Consider the following 19,639-nt stretch of genomic DNA (forward strand, 5'->3'; position numbering starts at 1 on the left):
CTCCGCCGCTCCGTCCGTCCCGCCCGTCTGGCGCCCCGTGGCGCCTCAGCGCCGCCGGTGAAAGGGGTTCTACGGTTAGTGACGGATCCCCGCAACAGGAAAATGCACCGAACTCGAAGAATTTGTGACAAAGCCAGTGTTCACGCGCGGAGGTGCCTTTTGCACAGGCATCGTTGCGCTCAGACCGTCACTGGCGAAACTTCCGAGAAGGCCCCTGGTTCCGGGCCCTCCCTCTCTCTGCTGCCGTTGGGCCCACCCCCCCCTTCGGGAGTGAATCAGGCCCCTTCCAGCGACTCGAAAGGGGCTCAGGCGGCCTTGTTCGGGCTCTTCCTCTCCATGAGGCCCCGCCAATCGACTCGCAGCGCCAGCAGAAGCGCCGTTCCCACGAGGTAGAGGATGGGTTCGATCTGGAATCCCTTGGCCAGCCAGAGGAAGTGCACCCCCGCCAGGGGGACGATCACGTAGACGAGGCGGTGCATCTGCTTCCATCCCTGCCGCATGCGCCGCATCGCCCAGTCGTTCGATGTCAGGGCCAGGGGGATAAGCAGCACCAGCGCCGCCATGCCCACGGTGATGTAGGGACGCTTGATCGTCTCGGTCCAGACCTGCGCCAGCGCATAGCCCGGATCGAAGAAGCCCCCGAGGTCCAGCAGGACGAAGACGGCGAAATGCGCGAGCACGAAGTAGAAGGCCATCAGGCCGATCGCGCGGCGAAAGCGGATCAGGCTGACGCGGGTCCAGCGCATCAGCGGCGTCACCACCAACCCCGCGACCAGCAGCTGCAAGGCTCGCAGCCCGTATTCCCGCTCGAGGACGTTGATCGGCTCCACCGCATATGGGCCAATGGCCGAGAGAGCGCGCCAGAACTCCCACCCCATCCAGGCAAAGCCGATGACATAGATCAGCCAGGGCGGCACGCGGCGCAGCCCCTTGTTGATGCGCTGCGCGAAAGTCGGGGCCTTGGCCGCCATCAGAACTGCGCCTGCAGGTCCATGCCCTCGTAAAGGCTGGCGACCTCGTCATAGCCGTTGAACATCTGCGTCGGCTGGCGCTGCGCGAAGAGACCGCCGCCGATCACCCGCTCCGTCGCCTGCGACCAGCGCGGATGGTCCACGTTCGGGTTCACGTTGGAATAGAAGCCGTATTCACGCGGGTTCAGCCTGTTCCAGGTCGCCGGCGGCTCCTCTGCCGTCAGGCTGATGCGCACGATGCTCTTGATCGACTTGAAGCCGTACTTCCACGGAACGACCAGCCGGATCGGCGCGCCGTTCTGCTTGGGCATCGGCTGATCGTAGAGGCCCGTGGCCAGAAGCGTCAGCGGATGCATCGCCTCGTCGAGGCGCAGCCCCTCGACATAGGGAAAGTCCAGCACCCCGCGCCGGACGCCCGGCATGTTTTCGGGCTGCACCACGGTCTCGAAGGCGACGTAGCGCGCCTCATCCTGCACGCCGAGGCGGGTCAGGATGTCGGCAAGCTCCACGCCCTGCCATGGCACGACCATCGACCAGGCCTCCACGCAGCGGAAGCGGTAGATCCGCTCCTCCGGGGTCAGGTCGCCCAGCAGCTCCGCAAGGCTGTACTCCCCCGGATTATCGACGAGGCCGTCGACCGTGATGCTCCAGGGTTCGATCACCATCTCGTCGGCGTAGCGCTCGGGGTCCTGCTTGCCGGTGCCGAACTCATAGAAGTTGTTGTAGCTGGTGATCTCCTCGAGGCTGTTGGGCTCGAGCGTCTCCTGTGCGGCGGCCATGCTCGGGCCAAGGCCCAGGCCGGCTGCACCGGAGGCGCCCATGGCGGCGATCAGCCGGCGGCGGTTCATCCAAAGGGCCGGCGGGGTCACATCCGCCCGCGTCAGATCGTTCTTCCAGCGATGGGCCATGGGTCTCTCCTCTGCTGCACCGGTCTCTACCATCATCTACGCGCGAGACCGGCATCGGTCTCAAGGCATCACGACGGCTTTATCGCGTCCCATCGGGCCGCGGGGGCGCGGAAGCCCCGGCAAGACCGTTGCCGCCATGGCCGGCCCATGCTCAAGTCATGCAGATATTCCTGCCGGACCGGAGACCATGACCAGATCCCTGCTTCTCGCCGCCCTCGCCCTGACCCTCGCCTCGCCGGCCGCCGCGCATCTTGCGCCGGGCGAGCATGGCTCCTTCGCCGCCGGCGTGTCGCATCCGCTCTTCGGGGCGGATCACGTGCTGGCCATGGTGGTGGTCGGTATCTGGGCCGCGCTCATCGGCGGGCGCGCGACCTGGGCGGTGCCGCTGGCCTTCGTCGGCGCGATGGGGGTGGGCTACGGGCTGGCGCTGGCGGGCACGCCGCTGCCGCTGGTCGAGCCGGTGATCCTGGCCTCGATGATCGTCTTCGGCGCCCTCGTCGCGCTGACCCTGTCGATGCCGCTCCCGGCGGCCATGGCGACGGCTGCCTTCTTCGGCCTGTTCCACGGCCATGCGCATGGCGGCGAACTGGGCGAGGCGGGCGCCCTGGCCTTCGGCCTGGGCTTCGTGCTGGCCACCGCCGCGCTTCATGCCGGCGGCGTGGCGCTGGGGTCGGCCCTCGCGCGGGCGCGCGTAGAGACAGGTCTTCCGGCCCGCATCGTCGGCGGCGCCGCGGCCCTGGCGGGGCTGGTGATCGCCTTCGGCTAGGCCCCTGCCCCAGCGCTGAACGGAAAAAGGCCCCGGCGGATCGCTCCGCCGGGGCCTTTCTCATCACGCATGGCGCCTCTGCCGGATCAGTGCAGCGGCATGCCCTCGGGGCGCGGGCGCCCCGTGCCGGCGACGCGGTCGCCGATCAGCAGCCCGTCGGGGCCGGCGCTGATCGTGACCTCCTGCCCGTCGCGGATATCACCGGCCAGCAGCATCTCGGCCAGCGGGTCCTGGATGGCGCGCTGGATCACCCGCTTCAGCGGGCGCGCGCCAAAGACCGGATCGTAGCCCTCGTCCGCAAGCCACTGCCGCGCCTCCTCGTCGAGGGACAGCACGATGCCGCGCCCGGCAAGCCGCCGCTCCAGCCGCGCGAGCTGGATCTCGACGATGCCGCCCATGTCGTGCCGGCCCAGACGGTCGAAGATGACCGTCTCGTCCAGCCGGTTCAGGAACTCGGGCCGGAAGTGCGCCCGCACGGCATCCATCACGTCCCGCTTTGCCCCCGCCGCATCGCCGCCCTCGGGCAGCTGGCTGAGGGCCTGACTGCCGAGGTTCGAGGTCAGCACGATCAGCGTCTGCTTGAAGTCGACCCGGCGGCCCTGCCCGTCGGTCAGAACGCCGTCGTCCAGAACCTGCAGCAGCACGTTGAAGACATCCGGATGCGCCTTCTCGACCTCGTCGAAGAGCACGACCTGATAGGGCCGGCGCCGCACCGCCTCGGTCAGCACGCCGCCCTCGTCGTAGCCGACATAGCCCGGCGGGGCGCCGATCAGGCGGCTGACGGCGTGCTTCTCCATGAACTCGCTCATGTCGATGCGCACCATCGCGTCGTCATCGTCGAAGAGGAACTCCGCCACCGCCTTGGTCAGCTCGGTCTTGCCCACCCCGGTCGGCCCGAGGAAGAGGAAACTGCCCAGCGGACGGTTCTCGTCGTTAAGACCCGCCCGCGCCCGGCGCACGGCATTGGCCACGGCGCGCACGGCGACATCCTGTCCGATGACCCGCTTGTGCAGACCATCCTCCATGCGCAGCAGCTTCTCGCGCTCCCCTTCCAGCATGCGGCTGGTGGGGATGCCGGTCCAGCGTTCGACCACCTCGGCGATCTGCTCGGGGCGCACCGCCTCTTCGACCATCAAGGGGTCGTCCGAGGCTTCGGCCTCCGACAACTCCCGCTCGAGCTGGGGGATCACGCCGTAGGACAGCTCCCCGGCCTTGGCGAGGTTGCCCTCGCGCTTGGCGATCTCGAGCTCGGCGCGCGCCTTGTCCAGCCGCTCCTTCAGGGTGCGGCTGCCTTCCAGCTTGTCCCGCTCGGCCTGCCACTTGGCGGTCATCGCATCGCCGCGCTCGGACAGATCGCCCAGCTCCTGCTCGAGCTTGGCGAGACGCTCCTTGCTGGCCTCATCGTCCTCGCGGCGCAGGGCCTCGGCCTCGATCTGCATCTGCAGGATCTGGCGGTCGATGGCGTCCAGCTCCTCGGGCTTGGAGTCCACCTCCATCCGCAGCCGGCTCGCCGCCTCGTCGACGAGGTCGATCGCCTTGTCCGGCAGGAAACGGTCGGTGATGTAGCGGTTCGACAGCTGCGCCGCCGCGACGAGGGCCGAGTCGCCGATCCGCACGCCGTGGTGCAGCTCGTACTTCTCGCGCAGGCCGCGCAGGATGCTGATCGTATCCTCGACCGTCGGTTCCTCGACCATCAGCGGCTGGAACCGCCGCGCGAGGGCCGCATCCTTCTCGACGTACTTGCGGTACTCGTCCAGCGTGGTGGCGCCGACGCAGTGCAGTTCCCCGCGCGCGAGGGCGGGCTTGATCAGGTTGGCGGCATCCATCGCGCCCTCGGATTTCCCGGCGCCGACGAGGGTGTGCATCTCGTCGATGAAAAGGATGATCTCGCCCGAGGCGGCCTCGATCTCCTTGAGGATGGCCTTCAGCCGCTCCTCGAACTCGCCCCGGTATTTCGCGCCCGCGATCAGCGCGCCCATGTCGAGCGCCATCAGCCGCTTGTTGCGCAGCGATTCCGGCACGTCGCCGTTGACGATCCGCAGGGCAAGGCCCTCGGCGATGGCGGTCTTGCCGACGCCCGGCTCGCCGATCAGCACCGGGTTGTTCTTCGTGCGGCGCGACAGCACCTGCATGGCGCGGCGAATTTCCTCGTCGCGGCCGATGATCGGGTCGATCTTGCCCTGCTCCGCAGCCTCGGTCAGGTCGCGCGCGTATTTCTTCAGCGCGTCATAGCCCTCTTCGGCATTGGCGCTGTCGGCGGTGCGGCCCTTGCGGATATCGTTGATCGCGCCATTCAGGCCCTGCGCCGTGACCTTGCCGGCCTCCAGCGCCTTCTTCGCCTCGCTGCGCACCATGGCCAGCGCCATCAGGATACGCTCCACGGGCACGAAGCTGTCGCCGGCCTTCGTGGCCAGTTTCTCGGCCTCGTCGAGCACCCGGCCCGTCGATTGATCGAGGTAGGTCTGCCCGGCATCGCCCGAGACCTTGGGCAGCTTGCCCAGCGCCAGGTCCGTGGCCTGCCGCACGGCCGCGGCATCGCCGCCCGACTGCGCGATCAGGTTGCCGGCAAGGCCCTGCTCGTCGTCCAGTAGCGCCTTGAGCAGGTGCTCGGGCGACAGTTTTTGATGGCTTTCGCGCATCGCGATGGTCTGTGCGGCCTGCATGAAGCCGCGCGACCGCTCGGTGAACTTTTCCAGATTCATCCTGAACCCTCTCCTTCACAAGCATCCGGTCTGCGCGCCCGCCCAATGCGGCACACGTCCTCCGGACCTTGCAAAACAGATGGGTGCAGCCTCTCCGTTGCGCAAGTGTCACACTGCGCGCGGGGCGGGATTTTGCGCCTCAGCCGGCCAGGGGCCCCGGCGCCTTGTAGCTGCGGCCGTGCCAGATCAGCGGGCTGCAGGCCGGGTTCGTCTCGACCCGCGTCACGCCGCCGATCAGCAGGATATGCGTGCCCGTCTCGACGGCCGTCAGCACCCGGCAGTCCATCGCCGCGACGGCGCCCTGCAACTTCGGCTCACCCGAGGGCCAGGCATCCCAGGTCCCGCTCTCGAAGCGTCGCGCCGCCTCGACCTTGCCGGCAAAGGCATCGGCCACCGCCTGCTGCCCCTCCGAGAGCATCGCGAAGGAGAAGCGCCCGCTCTCGCGGACTGCCTGCGCCAGCGCGCTCTCGGTGTTGAGCGAGACAAGAACCGCCGGCGGCTCTGCCGAGAGCGACAGGGCGGCGGTCACGGTGCGGCCCAGCCGCGCCTCGTCCCGCCCGCCGGTGACGACGCAGACCGTCGCCCCCATCAGGGCCATCGCCTCGCGAAAGGCTGCGGCGTCGACAAGGCCCTGCTCGGCGCCATTGAGGTTCAGTTGCAGCGGTGCCAGCGGGCGGTCAGGTGTCATGGCGGGTCCTTCACGGTCTTCACGGATACACATAGCAGAAAACGGCGCGTCTTCATCCCCGCCGGCCTGTGCGGTGGCGCAGGGCGCCCCGCACTGCTAGCTATCCCCGACCCCAAAGCCCGGAGGCGCCCGTGCAGCTTCAGCCCGATTTCGACCTGACCGGCCGCAATACCCTTGGCCTTCGGTCCCGCGCACGTTTTGGCGTGGTGATCGAGCGGCCCGAGGATCTTGCCGCCGCAGCCGAGGCCGCGCGTGCAAAGGGTCTGCCGCTGCGGATCCTGGGCGGCGGCAGCAATACCCTCGCCTCCGAACAGGTGGAGGCGGTCGTCGGCGTCATGCGGATCGAGGGCCGGCAGATCGTGACCCTGCCGGATAGCGGCAGGGCCGTGACCGCAGGCGCGGGCGAGGACTGGGACGAGATTGTCGCCTGGACCATCGCACAGGGCCATGGCGGGCTCGAGAATCTCTCGCTGATCCCGGGCACCATGGGCGCGGCCCCGGTGCAGAACATTGGCGCCTACGGCCTGCAGCTCTCTGACCTCCTCTACAGCGTCACCGCCTGGGACGGCGCCAGCGGCGCGTTCCACACGTTCGGGCCCGAAGACTGCCGCTTCGGCTATCGCAAGAGCCGGTTCAAGGAGGCAGGCAATCGCCATGTCATCACCGAAGTCACGCTGCGCCTGCCGCAGCCCTGGGCGCCGGTGCTAATCTACGCCGGCCTCGACACCCTCGACGCCTCCGCCACCCCCGAAGAGGTGCGCCAGCGCGTGATCGCCCTGCGGCAGTCAAAGCTGCCCGACTGGCAGGTGCTGGGCAATGCCGGCTCCTTCTTCCACAACCCGGTGGTTCCGCCGGACCATGCCGCCCGCGTGCCAGACGCGCCGCAATGGCCGCAGGCGGACGGAACGGTGAAGCTGTCGGCCGGCTGGCTGATCGAGCGCTGCGGCTACAAGGGCGCGACGCGCGGCCCGGCCGGCGTCTACGAGGGCCACGCCCTGATCTTGGTGAACCATGGCGGCGCCACCGCCGCCGACATCGACGCCCTCTCATCCGAGATCAGAACGGCGGTCGAGGACTGCTTCGGCGTCAGCCTGGTGCAAGAGCCGATCCGCCTCTGACCCTCTCTTCTCTTAGCCAAATATCCCGGGCGAGGCCCGGCGCAGCCGGGGCGGGGGCAGCGCCCCCTCTTCCACATCGCGTCAGTTCTGCGGGTCGGCGACCGTCGTGTCATCGGCATCGGGCCGTACCACGACCTCATCCGGCGCGGCATCGCCCTCTTCGCCGGAGACCACGGGCACCTCGGGCTCCGGCACCTCATCGGCCTCGTCCGCACGGAAGACACCGCCCAGCACGAGGACGAGGACCAGCACGATGAAGGCGATGGGGATCGCCGCGTACCAGACCGCCTTGCCGGATCCGCCGCTCTTGCTTGTCTCTCGTGCCATGCGCTCACCTTTTTCAATCTGAAAGGACAACACCCGGCGCTGCCCCGGCGTTCCGCGGCGCTTGACCGCCCGGCACCCGCCCCGCAATAAGCGCCGGATGCCAGACAAGGAGACCGCCATGACGGACGCCACCATCGCCGCCGACGACCGCCTGATCGTCGCGCTCGACGTCGCGGATGCGGTCACGGGGCTGACGCTGGCGCGCAAGCTGGGCGAGCAGGTCTCCTTCTACAAGATCGGGCTGGGGATGCTGACCGGCGGCGGCCTCGCGCTGGCGCAGGAGCTCAAGGACCAGATGGGCAAGCGCATCTTCCTCGACATGAAGCTCTTCGACATCGGCGCAACGGTCGAGGCGGCGGTGCGCGGGCTGGTGCGCTTCGATCTCGATCTGCTGACGGTGCATGGCGATCCGCATGTGGTCCGCGCCGCGCGCGAGGGCGCCGCCGGCTCGCAGACCAAGATCATGGCCGTGACGATCCTGACCTCGCTCGACCGCGCCGACCTCGACGCCTCGGGCATCAAGGCAGGTGACCTGCCCGATCTCGTGGTGGAGCGCGCCGCCCGCGCGCTCGAGGCGGGGGCCGACGGCGTCATCGCCTCGCCGCAGGAGGCGGCTGCGATCCGCGCCCTGCCCGAGGCCGCGGGCAAGCTGATCGTGACGCCGGGCGTGCGCCCTGCAGGCGCCGATCTCGGCGACCAGAAGCGGGTGATGACGCCCGCCCAAGCCATTGCTGCCGGTGCCGATCATGTCGTCGTCGGCCGCCCCGTCTGGCGTGCCGCGAACCCGGCCTCCGCCGCCCGCGACATCCTGGCCGAGATGGCCTCGCCACAGGCGCTGTCGCCGAACCGTTAGGCGCAGCAGCCTTCGGGCCACAGGCGGCAGGCCTGGGTCCGGAAACAAGCTGTTGCCACTTGACAACCGAAGGTCTTTAAAAACTTAGGAACCTTATCCACAGGACCGGTGTTGCCTGCTCAACAGATCGAGCAGATCAAGCACAAAGGCCTGTAGGACCATGAACAACATCCAGATGGGCGACATTCGCTACAATGCCCAGGTCGGCGCCTTCGAAGCCCGCGTCGACGTCATCCGCGGCGGCTCCACCTTCCGCTATCCTTGCCAGGTCGCCGGACCGATCGACATGGACGACGCGCAGGTGCGCGCAAGCCTTGCCAGCCACGCCCTGCGCCAGTCCGACAGCGGCAGCGCGCTGTGGTCGCACCTCGGCTAACCCGTAATTCCCGACATTCCTGCGCCGTTTTCCCGAGTGGCGCTTGAATCAGGGGCTGCCTGCCCCGCTTCTGCCCGACTTGGCCCGCCTTCATGGCGGGCCTTTTTTTCGTCCGGGCTCAGGCCGCGACGGTCGAAAGCCGCCCGGTGCTGCGCGCCGGCGCCTCGATCTGCCCGGCAAGGCTGCCGGCAAGAACCTCGGCCGTGGCGGCCGACAGCGTCCAGCCCAGGTGACCGTGGCCGGTATTGTAGAAGACGCGCGCCCGGCGCCCCGGGCCGACCCGCGGCATCATGTTCGGCATCATCGGCCGCAGCCCGGCCCAGGGCACGCAGCTTTCGGTGGAAACGTCGGGGAAATGCCGCTCGACCCAGGCGATAAGCGGCTGCACGCGGTCCGCGCGGATATCGCGGTTCTCGCCGTTGAACTCGGCTGTGCCGGCAACCCGGAACCGCCCGTTGCCAAGGCGCGAGGTGACGATCTTGGCCGCATCGTCGAGGAGAGAGGCCGTCGGCGCCGCCTCGCGGCTGGCCTGATCGGCAAGGTTCACGGTGATCGAGTAGCCCTTGACCGGGTAGACATTGACCCGGTCGCCCAGCCGCCGCGCCAAGGCGCGCGAGCCGATGCCCGCGGCCACGACCACGGCGTCAAAACGATGCGGCTCGTCCGTGGTGACCACGGCGGCATCGGGGCCGGTCGAGACATCGCGGATCTCGCGGCCCATGCGGAAGGTGACGCCCTGCCCGCGCAGCCACTCGGCCAGCCCGAAGGTGAAGCGGTGGATATCGCCGGTGGAATCGCTCTCGGTCAGGAAACCGCCGACGACGGGGCCGTGCAGCTGCGGCACGGCGGCGCGCACCTCATCCGCGCTCAGCTCCTCGCGCGGGAGGCCGCCCTTGGCCAGCAGCGCCGAGACCCGGCGCGCGGCCTCAAGCTCTTTCTCGGTCTTGTAGAAATGCACGATCCCGGCGCGGCTGAAATCGAAGTCGAGGCCCGCCGTCTCGGCCATCTCGGCCATGCCGGCACGGGCGGCGATCGCGAGGCGCGCGGTCTCGACGGTATTGCGCTCGTAGCTGGGGATTGCGGCAAGGAATTCGGCCATCCAGCTCAGCTTGTGCCAGGAGGGGCGCGGGTTCACCGAGAGCGGCGCCGCCGGGTCGAGAAGCCATTTCAGCCCCTTGGCGACGGTGCCCCAGCGGTTCCAGACCTCGGCGTTCGAGGCAGAGAGCTGGCCGCCATTGGCAAAGCTCGTGTCCATGCCGGCATAGCGCTGGCGATCGAAGACGGTGACATCGTAGCCGCGACGATGAAGCGCGTAGGCGGTGGTGATACCGGTGATACCGGCACCCAGAACGGCGACGTGGGGCATGAAAGCCTCCGATACAGTCGCGCCCCGCCCGTCCTTTTGCCTGAGAGATTCGCTGCCCCGACCTCATGCCGGTGACGACTTTCCCCTTCGGCGGACCCCGAGGGGCCTCTCTCCGGTTCTGCTTGGCCTCGCCGGTCCTTTTGCCTGAGAGACCCGCGGGACGCGGCATGCTCCTTCGGCGGCGGACCGATCCGCGCTCTCCCGGCGGACCAATTCGAGTATTGTACCGCGTGCGCCCCGCATCGCGCAACGGTGAATGCTCTCCGCAGGCTTAGCCCTGCGCAAGGTAAAGCCGAAGCCGGTCCTGCAGGGGCTGTATGGCATCGGGCGCGGCGAGAAAGGCCTCTGGCGTCATCAGCGCCCATCCCTGCCCCTCGTCGCCGAAGGTGATGTCCGCCTCGGCACCCTCGGGCAGGGCGAGGACGAAGTACCAGACCGGCCCCGGCTTCAGCGCATGGGGAAATTGCCGCCCCCAGAGCAGGCGCCCCGCCTCCAGCCGCAGGCCGACCTCCTCGTCCATCTCGCGGGCGGCGGTCTGCAGCGGCGTCTCGCCCGGCTCGCGCCCGCCGCCGGGCAGGTCGAGTAGGCCGGGGTAGTCGATATGCGCAAAATCGTCGCGCCGCGTGATCAGCAGGCGCTGCCCGATATAGACCGCGACCTTGGCGCCGACGAAATCGCTGCCGTCCCAGTCCTGAACCGCCTTTTGCATCGCGTCCCTCCGGCTTATCTTCCTGCCCATGCCATCCCTCTGCCGCGCCTGTCTGACCCGCTTCGACGCCGGGGGCCGCTGCCCCGCCTGCCGGTCGCCGCGCGTGCTGTCGCACCCGGAGCTTTGGGACCTGAGCATCGCGCATATGGATTGCGACGCCTTCTTCGCCAGCGTCGAGAAGCGCGACAACCCCGAACTGGCGGACAAGCCGGTCATCATCGGCGGCGGGCGGCGGGGCGTCGTCTCGACCGCCTGCTATCTCGCGCGGATCAAGGGCGTCCGCTCGGCCATGCCGATGTTCCAGGCGCTGAAGCTTTGCCCCGAGGCAGTGATCATCAAGCCCCGGTTCGAGGCCTATGTCGAAGCCTCGCGTGCGATCCGCCAGATGATGGACGAGATGACGCCCGTGGTCGAGCCGCTCAGCCTCGACGAGGCCTTCATGGACCTGACCGGCACCCAGCGGCTGCACGGCGCGCCACCCGCCGTGATGCTGGCCCGGCTGGTGAACCGGATGCACAAGGAGCTGGGGCTGACAGGGTCCATCGGGCTCAGCCACAACAAGTTCCTCGCCAAGGTGGCGAGCGATCTGGACAAGCCGCGCGGCTTTTCGGTGATCGGCAAGGCCGAGACGGTCGATTTCCTGCGCCCGCGTCCGGTGCGGCTGATCTGGGGGATCGGTCCGGCAGCGCAGGCCAGCCTCGAGGGCGCCGGGATCACCACCTTCTCCGATCTCGAGCGCTGGGACCGGCGCGAGTTGCACGCCCGCTTCGGCGGCATGGGCGAGCGGCTCTGGCATCTGGCCCGCGGCGAGGACGCGCGCCGCGTCAGCGCGAACGAGCCGATGCGCTCGGTCTCGAACGAGACCACCTTCGACACCGACACGGGCGATCCCGATATCCTCGACGGGCATATCTGGCGCATGGCCGAAAAGGTCGCCGGCCGCGCCAAGGCCAAGGGCATCGCTGGCCGCGTCGTGGTGCTGAAACTCAAACGCGCGAACCACACAAGCCTGTCGCGGCGGGTCAGCCTGCGGGCGCCGACGCAGATGGCGGACACGCTTTACCGCACGGCCCGCGGCCTTTTCGACGCGCTGGACGAACGTGGGCCCTACCGCCTGCTGGGCGTCGGGCTGTCCGACCTCTGCCCCGCCGGCACCGGCGGCGAGGCCGATCTTCTCGATCCCGATGCCGCCCAGCGCGAAAAGGCGGAGCGGGCGGCGGATGCGATCCGCGCCCGTTTCGGCGACAAGGCGATCCTCAAGGGCCGGGCCCTGCGCTGACGTGAAAAGGGGGACCAGCGGCCCCCCTTTCCGTCGCGGCCATGGTGCCGTGGTTACTGCGACGCCATCCAGTCGCGGATCGCCGTCACGCTCGCCTCGGGCTGCTCGAAGATCGCGGCATGGCTGGCGCCGTCGATGATGGAGAGTGTCGCATTCGGCGCCGTCTCTTCCATCTGCTGGGCGATCTCGACCGCGTAGACCGGGTCGGCCAGCCCCACGAGGACGAGGACCGGCACCTCGACGCTTGCCAGCGTCTCGCTGCTGTCGGGCCGGTTCGCCAGCACCGTCGCGCCGCCCAGCGCCCCCTCGACCGAGGCCTGGCCGACCACCGCTGACAGGTAGTCCGCCTGCGCCGGCGCGGTCTCGATCCGGGTCTCGCCGGTCAGCATGTTCGGCAGCAGGAAGGGCACGATGGACTGCACGTCCTGCGTCTCCTCGAGCGTCTGGTGCGCGCCGTCCCAGATGCCCGCCTCGATCGCATTGGCCGGCATGTGGTTGCTGTCGATCAGGATCATGCCGTCGAAGACCTCGGGGGCTTCGCGGTACATCTCGAAGACGACGGGGCCGCCCATCGACATCCCGCCGATGGTGGCGCTTTCGATGCCAAGCTCATCCAGCACCGCAAGCGCGTCCTGCGCGTAGGTGGCCACATCCGTCACCTCCTCGGGCGCGGTGGAATTGCCGAAGCCGCGCTGGTCGATGGTGATGACGCGGTGATCGTCATCCAGATCGCCCCGCACCCGCTCGAACAGGGCGCCCGACAGGGGATAGCCATGGATCAGGTAGATCACGTCCCCTTCGCCGCTGTCCTGAACGAAGATATCGGCGCCATTGACGCTGATCGTCTCGCCCTCGCGGTCGGCGGGCATCGGGATGCCAAGGGTCTCTCCGGCTTGCTGCGCCGACAGGGGCGCCGCCAGAAGCCCGGCGGCCGCGCCGCCGAGCAGGGTCGTTTTCAACAGGGTCTTCATCGTGAACCTCCACACTCGTATCGGGCGGTCAACGACGGCGCGGCGCCGGGCGTTGCCTTATGTCCCGATCACGAAGTGCGTGAGATCGCTTTGGTACGCTCAGCCCTGAAGAGGGAACCAGATCGGGATCACGAGGATCGCGGTGATGCCGACAATGACGTTCATCAGCACGCCGATCTTCAGGAAGTCGGTGAACTTGTAGTCGCCCGCGCCGTAGACCAGCGTGTTGGTCTGGTAGCCCACCGGCGTCGCGAAACTGGCCGAGGCGGCGAGCATCACCGCCACCACCAGCGCCCGCGGATCAAGGCCGGTCTGCTGCGCCAGCGCGATGGCCACCGGCGTGACCACCACGGCGACGGCATTGTTGGTCACCAGCTCCGTCAGGATCGAGGTCAGCGTGTAGACCGCCGCCAAGAGCACGATAGGCGGCAGGCCTTCCAGCCAGGGCGCCAGCCCCCCGACCACCAACTCGACCGCGCCGGAGTTCTGCAGCCCCTGCCCGACCACCAGCATCGACAGGATCAGCACGAGGATCCCGGCGTCGACCGAGGACCATGCCTCGTCGCTGTCGATGCAGCGAAAGGCGAGGATCGCGGCCACGGCCAGAAGCGCCAGCACCTCGATCGGGGCCACGCCGAAGGCGGCAAGGCCGACGACCATGACCAGCGCCAGAAGCGCCAGCGGCGCGCGGCGGCGGCGGTAGGCGCGGCCCGGCGCGCGGCCGATGCTCACCAGCTCTCCGCCCTGGGCCAGCCGCTCGAAGCCGCGGTCGGTGCCCTCCAGCAGGATGCGGTCGGCGGGGCGCAGGCGCACGCTGCCCAGTTCGGGCCCGGCGACATGGCCGGGCCGATTCGCGCCCAGCACGCGCAGCCCGTAGCGGTAGCCGACCGACAGCTGGGACACCGTCTCGCCGCCCGAGGCCGCGGCGGGCGAGACCATGGCCTCGGCCACGGTCAGATCGTCCTCGGGGTTGCGCGGGCCGACGCCGCGGCGCAGGCCGACCTCGATCCCCGGCAGGTCGCGCAGCGTCAGGATCTCGGAGGTCGTCGCCTGCGCCACCAGAACGTCGCCCAGCTCCACGACCCGCTCGGCCAGCGCCTCGCGGCTGAGGGTGCGGCCCCGGCGCACGGCGGTCACCTTGATGCCCTGCCGGTTGAAATCGGCGATCTCGCCCAGCGCGCTGCCGATGCCGCGATATCCCTCGAGAACCCGCAGCTCCGTCAGGAAGGCCCGCTCCCCGTCCTCGGCGCCGGTGACGCCGCGGCTGCGCCGGTCCGGCAGCAGCAGCGGCGCGAGGATGCCCAGCGCGGTGCCCCCGATCAGCACGCAGACGATCCCGGGCAGGGTGATCGAGAAGATCGAGAAGTTCTCGAGGCCCTGCGCCTCGGCGACGCCGGCCACCAGCAGGTTGGTCGAGCTGCCGATCAGCGTCAGAGTGCCGCCCAGAACCGCCGCGTAGGACAGCGGGATCAGCAGCCGCGTCTCGGCGATGCCGAGGCTGCGGGCCAGCCGGATGATGACCGGGATCAGCACCAGCACGACCGGCGTGTTGTTCACGAAGCCCGAGGCGATGACCGTCGCCCCGAGAAAGACCACCACCGCCAGCGCCGGATGCCCCTCGGCCCGGGCGATGGCCTGCGCCGCAAGCGCATCCAGCAAACCGGTGCGCACCAGCGCGCCAGAGATGACGAACATCGCCGCGATGGTGACGGGCGCCGAGTTCGCGAAGACGCCGAGGATCTGGTCCTGCTGCACGAGGCCCAGCACCACGAAGACGCCGGCGGCGATCACCGCCGTCACCTCGGGCGGATATTTCTCGAACATGAAAGCGGCGAAGAGAAGGACGAGCAGGGCGAGCGCAACGTAGGGCTGCAGCTCTGCGGGGATGAGAGGCACGCCGTCTCCTTTGGATGAAGGCCACAGCTGAACATAGCTGCGGGCTCGGCGGTTCAATGACCTGAGGGTTTATTCCGCGGCGACCGGCAGCTCGGCCCCGCCGGCGGGCCGCCCCAGCTTCGCGATTTCGGCGATCACCCCCGCCAGCAGGGCGGCGAAGGCGTCGAAGCCGCCATGCGGCTCGATGCGGGCTTCGTCCATGTAGAGGCTGCGGTCAATCTCGACCTGCACGGCATGGGCACGGCGCGCGGGGCGCCCGTATTGCTGCGTCACATAGGCCCCGGCGAAGGGCATGTTGCGCGCCACTCGCAGCCCCGCGGATTTGAACGCGGCCTCCACCCCCTCCATGATCTCTAGCGCGGCGGCGGCGCCGAAGCGGTCGCCCAGCACGACGTCGGGCCGGGGGCCGCCCACCACGCCGGAGGCTTCGATCGCCTCGTGCGGCATCGAATGGCAATCGATCAGGATCGTCTGCCCGAACTGCGCATGAGTCTCGGCCAGCACCGCGCGCAGCGCCTCGTGGTAGGGACGCCAGCACAGGGCCAGCCTGTCCTGCGCCTCATCGAGGCCGATCTTGCCGCGGTAGATCGCGCGGCCATTGGCCACGACGCGGGGAATCACCCCAAGGCCGCTGGAGATGCGCGGGTTGTGCGTGGGGCGCTGCACCCCCTCGACCAGCGCGGGGTCAAGCTCTTCGGCCGCGCGGTTGAGGTCGACATAGGCGCGCGGCACCCGCGCCGTCAGCAGCGGCGCCCCGAGCGACGGCGCCCGCGCGAAGAGCCGGTCGACGAAGGCATCCTCGGACGAGCGCACCGCCAGCGGATCGAGCACGATTCGCCGCAGGAAGGCCTCCGGGTAGGCGCTTCCGCTATGCGGAGAGGCGAAGACCACGGCGGTGGTCTGGATTGCCGGGCGATGAAGGTCGAAGGCGCGCATCCGCGGCTGCCCCTGCACTGGTCTGCACCGAAGATAGCGCCCGAACCCGATTTGCCGAAAGCCCTTGATCCCCCCCGAACGCTCTTTTATAGACCGCGCACCCGACGCGGCCTGGCTGCGCCTCCTGTTCACGGAGAGGCTGGATCGCAAAGGGTACGGGCGGTTAGCTCAGCGGTAGAGCACTACGTTGACATCGTAGGGGCCACTGGTTCGATCCCAGTACCGCCCACCAGTGTTATTCCACCGGCCCCCTTCGGGGGCGCCACGACTGCAACCCAAAGGCGCACCAGCGCGCCGCGAAGATGGAGAGCCGCCATGAAGGTCGCCAACTCGCTCCGCTCGCTCAAGCAGCGCCACCGCGATTGCCGCGTCGTGCGCCGCAAGGGCCGGGTCTATGTGATCAACAAGACCCAGCGCCGGTTCAAGGCCCGCCAGGGCTGAACCGGAGGGCAGGCCCGCAGGGGCCAGCTCCTAGAACAATGGGCCGTCTTCCCCCGGGAAGGCGGCCCTTTCTTCATGTTTCCGCCGATTTTCCGCCTCTCTGCTGGGCAGGACGGGCACGACTGCGCTAGGTTTGCCCCACAGAAGGCAACGAAGGATCGCCGGATATGACAATGCATGCACGCCTACTCCTGGGGGCAACGGCTCTGGCGCTGCTTCCTCTGGCCGCCACGGCGCAGGACGATGACGCCGCGCAGGACGACAGCGCCGCGCAGCAGGCCGAGGCACCGGACGCGGCAGAGAGCGCGGCCGCCTGCGGCGGGCTCAGCGGCGGACAGTGGATCGGCGGCAGCGAAGCCGCCTCGGACGTCAGCACCGCCTCCGCCGCGATGGAGCAGATGGCCCTCGTCCTGCAGGGCAACGAATACGTCGCCCTCTTCACCGCCTCGGAGCCGGCCGAGATCCGGGTCGAGGCGCAGGGCCGCGGGGGCGGCGATCCCTACATCGACCTCTACGACGAGAGCGGCGAGATCCTCGTCTCGGACGATGATTCGGGCGGCGGCCTCGACAGCCGGGCCGAGATCGCGGTCGAGCCGGGCCAGTACTGCCTGACCATGTCGAGCTACGACGGCGCGCCGATGACCGGCTTCGTCAGCGTCGGCCTGTCCGAGCACGAGGCGCTGACGACCGGCGAGGATCCGGCCTCGACCGACGATGGCTGGGACGACCCCTACTACGACGACATGCCCGAGATCGCCGAAGGCTCCTGCGAAGCGCCGACCCGCCAGCTTGGCGACGGCCCGCTCGACCTGACCTCCGCGGTCAGCGACACGGCCTCCGCGGCCGAGGTGCCCTACTGGGGCTTCACCCTGGGCGAGCCGACCGGCGTGATGATCACCGCCGACAACCCGAATGCCGACCCGGTCGTCACCCTCTACGACGGCAACGGCGGCTATCTGGCCGAGAACGACGACTACGACGGGCTCAACAGCCGCATCGACATGACCGCCCCGCTGCCCGCCGGCGACTACTGCGTCGAGATGACGGCCCTCAGCGACCGGTCCGAGCCGATCACTCTGAGCGTCGCCGCCTACGATTCGGAAACGGCGATGCGCGAGATGGTCGCCCGCGGCGAGACCAGCCCGACGATCGGCGGCGACTACCCGATCACCGAACTGGGGGTGCTGGGCGGCCGGCTGCGGCAGGACGTGCAGACCAATGACGAAACCTCGTGGTTCTCCATCGAGGTGCCCGAGAACAGCCTGGTGATGATCGACGCGGTCGCTGGCGGCATGGGCGATCCCGTCCTCTTCCTCTACGACGACTTCGGCCGCCTGGTGGAGCAGAACGACGACGGCGGCGACAGCCTCGATTCGCGCATCGCCACCGAGGTCACCCGCGGCACCTACCTCGTCGGCGTGCGGCAGGTCGGCTCCGGCCAGCAGGGGCTGATCCGGCTGCTGATGCAGCGCTTCGTCCCCGCCGAGTGATCCGGCACCGCAGCGCCATGGGCGCTGCCTGAGAAAACGCAAAAGCGCCCCCGCGATCAGCGGGGGCGCTTTTTCATTTAGGCTACCCGGCGGCGGCGCTACTGGCCGGTGATCGCATCCGCCAGCAGGCGGACCACCGTCTGCTCGTTCAGGTAGCCCGTCACCTCCAGCTCGCGGTCGGTCTGGAAGCGGCGCAGGGCGCGGCGGGTGTTCTCGTCGAAGACGCCGTCGACCCCCCCGGGTTCGAGGTTCAGCCCGTCGAGCCGCGCCTCGACCAGGCGCCGCGTCAGCGGGTTCAGCCCCAGCGCCGTCTCGGTCGCCTGCGCCGATTGCGCTTCGTCGCTGCTGGCCTGTTGCAGCGCCTGAATGCGGGACTGCGCCTCGGCGCGGAAGGCGCCGTTCTGGTAGGAGTTCAGGTAGTCCTCGTAGCCCGCGATGGCATCCGCCTCGCGTGCGCGATCCCAGGCGGCGCGGTCCTGCGCCTCCGCGGCCTGACGCTTCTCCTCCTCGATCATCGACAGCCGGTCTGCGGCGGTCTCGGCGAAGAGGCCGTCGGGATAGCGTTCAAGGTAGGCGCGCAGCCCCGGCTCGTCGCCGGCCGATCCGGTCTCGTCCCAATAGGCGCGGTCAAGCTGCTCGGCCTCGCGGCGCTGCTGCTCGGCCCGCGCCTCGAGTTCCGCGCTGCGGCGGGCGGCCTGCGCCTCGAGCCGGCTGATCTGCTCGGGCGTCAGGTAGGAGGTCTGCGGGAAACCGTTCTGCTGCTGCCAGTTGGTGATCGCCTGCCGCGTGCCCGACCCGAAGATGCCGTCGATGCCGCGGGTGTCGTAGTCCAGCAGGCTCAGGCTGCGCTGGATCTCGCGCTGGCGATCACGCGACAGCTCCAGCCCCTCCTCGGCCAGCCGGGCATCGCGGTTCGGCTCTGCGAGGATGGCGGCGATCGCCTCTTCTGCCGCCTCGGCCTGCTGGCCGTTGGGGAAGCGGCGCAGGTAATCGCGGTAACCCTCGACGGTGTCGAGCGCGGTTGCGCCCTGCCACAGCGTCTCGTCGGCCTCGGTATCGGCCTGCGGCTGCTCCGGCGCCTCGTCCTGCGCCGCCTCGGCTGGCATGAAGACGCGCGATGCGGGCAGGTAGCCGCTCGCCTCCAGCCCCTGCGCCTGCGCGATCAGCGGCGCGAGATCGACCTGCGGCTGGCTCAACGCGCCGCCGGCGAAGGCCGCGGCGGCCTGCGGGCTGCCGGTCAGCACCGTCACGCCTTGCGGGATATCCAGCGGGCCGAGGCCCGCGCGCAGCCAGCTGTCGTAGCGTTCGTCGCCCTCGGCCACGCCCAGCAGCAGGATCGATTCGCCCGGTGCCTCGGCCAGCAGCCGCAGGACGCCCGCCAAGTCGATGGCCTGGGCGCCGGGCGACAGCAGGCGCGGCTCCTCGGCCTCGGCGGTCAGGTACCAGCTGCGCTCCCCGTCGGTCATGAAGCGGCCCGCCATGACCGCGACGAGGCGCTGCGCCCCGGCGGCATCGGCCTGCCAGCTGCGCAGCGCATCGGCGGTGGCATCGGCGCGCCCGTTCGGCAGCGCGGTGACCTCGAAGCCCAGCGCCCGCAGCCCTTCCTGGGCCGGGATCACACTGGCGCCGTTCGGCGTACGGCCCAGCACCTCGTAATATTCGTTTCCGAAGATGAGCGCGGCATCCGTACCGTCCTCCTGCGCCAGTGCGGCGGGGGCGGCGACGATCAGCGCGACGATCGGGGCGATGGGCAGACGCATCTGGCGGGTCCTCCTTGTTCCTTGCCGAACCCGGCGCCGTCGGCGCCGGTTCCGCAAGCAAGACTGCCCCCGCAGGGCGCCG

18 protein-coding genes, 1 tRNA gene and 1 riboswitch are annotated in these 19,639 nt (G+C 69.4%); of the genes, 8 read left to right on the forward strand and 11 right to left on the reverse strand.

What is annotated here, in order from left to right:
- Window positions 1-305: 305 nt before the first annotated feature.
- Both msrQ and msrP read right to left on the reverse strand, forming a co-directional pair.
- Complete coding sequence (gene msrQ, locus DFP88_RS04705; protein WP_110813329.1) at window positions 306-971, reverse strand: protein-methionine-sulfoxide reductase heme-binding subunit MsrQ; 666 nt, start codon at window positions 969-971, stop codon at window positions 306-308.
- On the reverse strand, window positions 971-1,879 hold the full coding sequence (msrP, locus tag DFP88_RS04710) for a protein-methionine-sulfoxide reductase catalytic subunit MsrP (protein WP_110813330.1): 909 nt from the start codon (window positions 1,877-1,879) through the stop codon (window positions 971-973). Before msrP ends, msrQ begins: the two co-directional genes overlap by 1 nt.
- 187 nt (window positions 1,880-2,066) lie before the next feature.
- On the opposite strand from msrP, the gene DFP88_RS04715 reads away from it, so the two are divergent.
- Window positions 2,067-2,645 carry a HupE/UreJ family protein gene (locus tag DFP88_RS04715; protein WP_110813331.1) on the forward strand — a complete coding sequence of 193 codons (579 nt, stop codon included), beginning with the start codon at window positions 2,067-2,069 and terminating at the stop codon, window positions 2,643-2,645.
- 86 nt (window positions 2,646-2,731) lie between these two features.
- On the opposite strand, the gene clpB is transcribed toward DFP88_RS04715, so the two are convergent.
- Window positions 2,732-5,347 carry an ATP-dependent chaperone ClpB gene (clpB, locus tag DFP88_RS04720; protein WP_110813332.1) on the reverse strand — a complete coding sequence of 872 codons (2,616 nt, stop codon included), beginning with the start codon at window positions 5,345-5,347 and terminating at the stop codon, window positions 2,732-2,734.
- Window positions 5,348-5,486: 139 nt separating this feature from the next.
- Entirely contained in the window at window positions 5,487-6,035 is a 549-nt protein-coding gene (locus DFP88_RS04725; RefSeq protein ID WP_181418564.1) for a flavin reductase family protein, read from the reverse strand.
- 131 nt (window positions 6,036-6,166) lie between these two features.
- On the opposite strand from DFP88_RS04725, the gene murB reads away from it, so the two are divergent.
- Entirely contained in the window at window positions 6,167-7,153 is a 987-nt protein-coding gene (gene murB, locus DFP88_RS04730; RefSeq protein ID WP_110813334.1) for a UDP-N-acetylmuramate dehydrogenase, read from the forward strand.
- Window positions 7,154-7,234: 81 nt separating this feature from the next.
- Here murB and DFP88_RS04735 read toward each other — a convergent pair whose 3' ends face one another.
- Window positions 7,235-7,480: a hypothetical protein gene (locus tag DFP88_RS04735; RefSeq protein WP_110813335.1), complete on the reverse strand. Its 246-nt coding sequence runs from the start codon at window positions 7,478-7,480 to the stop codon at window positions 7,235-7,237.
- A 118-nt stretch (window positions 7,481-7,598) separates the two neighbouring features.
- On the opposite strand from DFP88_RS04735, the gene pyrF reads away from it, so the two are divergent.
- On the forward strand, window positions 7,599-8,333 hold the full coding sequence (gene pyrF, locus DFP88_RS04740) for an orotidine-5'-phosphate decarboxylase (RefSeq protein WP_110813336.1): 735 nt from the start codon (window positions 7,599-7,601) through the stop codon (window positions 8,331-8,333).
- A 160-nt stretch (window positions 8,334-8,493) separates the two neighbouring features.
- Window positions 8,494-8,709 carry an orotidine 5'-phosphate decarboxylase gene (locus tag DFP88_RS04745; RefSeq protein WP_110813337.1) on the forward strand — a complete coding sequence of 72 codons (216 nt, stop codon included), beginning with the start codon at window positions 8,494-8,496 and terminating at the stop codon, window positions 8,707-8,709.
- Between the two features lie 118 nt (window positions 8,710-8,827).
- On the opposite strand, the gene DFP88_RS04750 is transcribed toward DFP88_RS04745, so the two are convergent.
- Together DFP88_RS04750 and DFP88_RS04755 are read right to left on the reverse strand one after the other, a co-directional pair.
- Window positions 8,828-10,075, reverse strand: a complete 1,248-nt coding sequence (locus DFP88_RS04750) for a D-amino acid dehydrogenase (protein ID WP_110813338.1) — start codon at window positions 10,073-10,075, stop codon at window positions 8,828-8,830.
- 122 nt (window positions 10,076-10,197) lie between these two features.
- Window positions 10,198-10,289, reverse strand: a riboswitch (glycine riboswitch).
- Window positions 10,290-10,346: 57 nt separating this feature from the next.
- The gene (locus DFP88_RS04755; protein ID WP_110813339.1) at window positions 10,347-10,784 is read right to left on the reverse strand and encodes an NUDIX domain-containing protein; all 438 of its coding nucleotides are present in this window, start codon (window positions 10,782-10,784) and stop codon (window positions 10,347-10,349) included.
- Between the two features lie 28 nt (window positions 10,785-10,812).
- Here DFP88_RS04755 and DFP88_RS04760 point away from each other — a divergent pair, with 28 nt between their 5' ends.
- Entirely contained in the window at window positions 10,813-12,063 is a 1,251-nt protein-coding gene (locus tag DFP88_RS04760; RefSeq protein WP_110813340.1) for a DNA polymerase IV, read from the forward strand.
- A 53-nt stretch (window positions 12,064-12,116) separates the two neighbouring features.
- On the opposite strand, the gene DFP88_RS04765 is transcribed toward DFP88_RS04760, so the two are convergent.
- The 3 genes from DFP88_RS04765 to DFP88_RS04775 all read right to left on the reverse strand — a co-directional run bounded on the left by DFP88_RS04765 (window position 12,117) and on the right by DFP88_RS04775 (window position 15,866).
- Entirely contained in the window at window positions 12,117-13,022 is a 906-nt protein-coding gene (locus DFP88_RS04765; protein ID WP_245904696.1) for an alpha/beta fold hydrolase, read from the reverse strand.
- 111 nt (window positions 13,023-13,133) lie between these two features.
- Window positions 13,134-14,930, reverse strand: coding sequence for a sodium:proton antiporter (locus tag DFP88_RS04770; protein ID WP_245904697.1), 1,797 nt, complete (start codon window positions 14,928-14,930; stop codon window positions 13,134-13,136).
- A gap of 69 nt (window positions 14,931-14,999) precedes the next feature.
- Complete coding sequence (locus DFP88_RS04775; RefSeq protein WP_110813342.1) at window positions 15,000-15,866, reverse strand: N-formylglutamate amidohydrolase; 867 nt, start codon at window positions 15,864-15,866, stop codon at window positions 15,000-15,002.
- A 157-nt stretch (window positions 15,867-16,023) separates the two neighbouring features.
- On the opposite strand from DFP88_RS04775, the gene DFP88_RS04780 reads away from it, so the two are divergent.
- The 3 genes from DFP88_RS04780 to DFP88_RS04790 all read left to right on the forward strand — a co-directional run bounded on the left by DFP88_RS04780 (window position 16,024) and on the right by DFP88_RS04790 (window position 17,797).
- Window positions 16,024-16,098: transfer RNA gene (locus DFP88_RS04780), tRNA-Val, on the forward strand.
- A gap of 83 nt (window positions 16,099-16,181) precedes the next feature.
- The gene (gene ykgO / locus DFP88_RS04785; RefSeq protein ID WP_008884645.1) at window positions 16,182-16,307 is read left to right on the forward strand and encodes a type B 50S ribosomal protein L36; all 126 of its coding nucleotides are present in this window, start codon (window positions 16,182-16,184) and stop codon (window positions 16,305-16,307) included.
- 167 nt (window positions 16,308-16,474) lie between these two features.
- Window positions 16,475-17,797 carry an ABC transporter substrate-binding protein gene (locus tag DFP88_RS04790; RefSeq protein WP_245904698.1) on the forward strand — a complete coding sequence of 441 codons (1,323 nt, stop codon included), beginning with the start codon at window positions 16,475-16,477 and terminating at the stop codon, window positions 17,795-17,797.
- A 98-nt stretch (window positions 17,798-17,895) separates the two neighbouring features.
- Here DFP88_RS04790 and DFP88_RS04795 read toward each other — a convergent pair whose 3' ends face one another.
- The gene (locus DFP88_RS04795) at window positions 17,896-19,557 is read right to left on the reverse strand and encodes a peptidoglycan-binding domain-containing protein (RefSeq protein WP_110813343.1); all 1,662 of its coding nucleotides are present in this window, start codon (window positions 19,555-19,557) and stop codon (window positions 17,896-17,898) included.
- Window positions 19,558-19,639: the final 82 nt, after the last annotated feature.

It is taken from the genome of Pseudoroseicyclus aestuarii (assembly GCF_003217255.1).
GTDB classification, from domain to species: Bacteria; Pseudomonadota; Alphaproteobacteria; order Rhodobacterales; family Rhodobacteraceae; genus Pseudoroseicyclus; species Pseudoroseicyclus aestuarii.

Coding starts and splice junctions, on each gene's coding strand:
- DFP88_RS04760 (WP_110813340.1), top strand. CDS start 10,813: ATGCCATCCCTCTGCCGCGCCTGTCTGACCCGCTTCGACGCCGGGGGC.
- pyrF (WP_110813336.1), top strand. CDS start 7,599: ATGACGGACGCCACCATCGCCGCCGACGACCGCCTGATCGTCGCGCTC.
- DFP88_RS04750 (WP_110813338.1), bottom strand. CDS start 10,075: ATGCCCCACGTCGCCGTTCTGGGTGCCGGTATCACCGGTATCACCACC.
- DFP88_RS04755 (WP_110813339.1), bottom strand. CDS start 10,784: ATGCAAAAGGCGGTTCAGGACTGGGACGGCAGCGATTTCGTCGGCGCC.
- DFP88_RS04735 (WP_110813335.1), bottom strand. CDS start 7,480: ATGGCACGAGAGACAAGCAAGAGCGGCGGATCCGGCAAGGCGGTCTGG.
- ykgO (WP_008884645.1), top strand. CDS start 16,182: ATGAAGGTCGCCAACTCGCTCCGCTCGCTCAAGCAGCGCCACCGCGAT.
- clpB (WP_110813332.1), bottom strand. CDS start 5,347: ATGAATCTGGAAAAGTTCACCGAGCGGTCGCGCGGCTTCATGCAGGCC.
- msrP (WP_110813330.1), bottom strand. CDS start 1,879: ATGGCCCATCGCTGGAAGAACGATCTGACGCGGGCGGATGTGACCCCG.
- DFP88_RS04790 (WP_245904698.1), top strand. CDS start 16,475: ATGACAATGCATGCACGCCTACTCCTGGGGGCAACGGCTCTGGCGCTG.
- msrQ (WP_110813329.1), bottom strand. CDS start 971: ATGGCGGCCAAGGCCCCGACTTTCGCGCAGCGCATCAACAAGGGGCTG.
- DFP88_RS04715 (WP_110813331.1), top strand. CDS start 2,067: ATGACCAGATCCCTGCTTCTCGCCGCCCTCGCCCTGACCCTCGCCTCG.
- DFP88_RS04775 (WP_110813342.1), bottom strand. CDS start 15,866: ATGCGCGCCTTCGACCTTCATCGCCCGGCAATCCAGACCACCGCCGTG.
- DFP88_RS04725 (WP_181418564.1), bottom strand. CDS start 6,035: ATGACACCTGACCGCCCGCTGGCACCGCTGCAACTGAACCTCAATGGC.
- DFP88_RS04745 (WP_110813337.1), top strand. CDS start 8,494: ATGAACAACATCCAGATGGGCGACATTCGCTACAATGCCCAGGTCGGC.
- DFP88_RS04795 (WP_110813343.1), bottom strand. CDS start 19,557: ATGCGTCTGCCCATCGCCCCGATCGTCGCGCTGATCGTCGCCGCCCCC.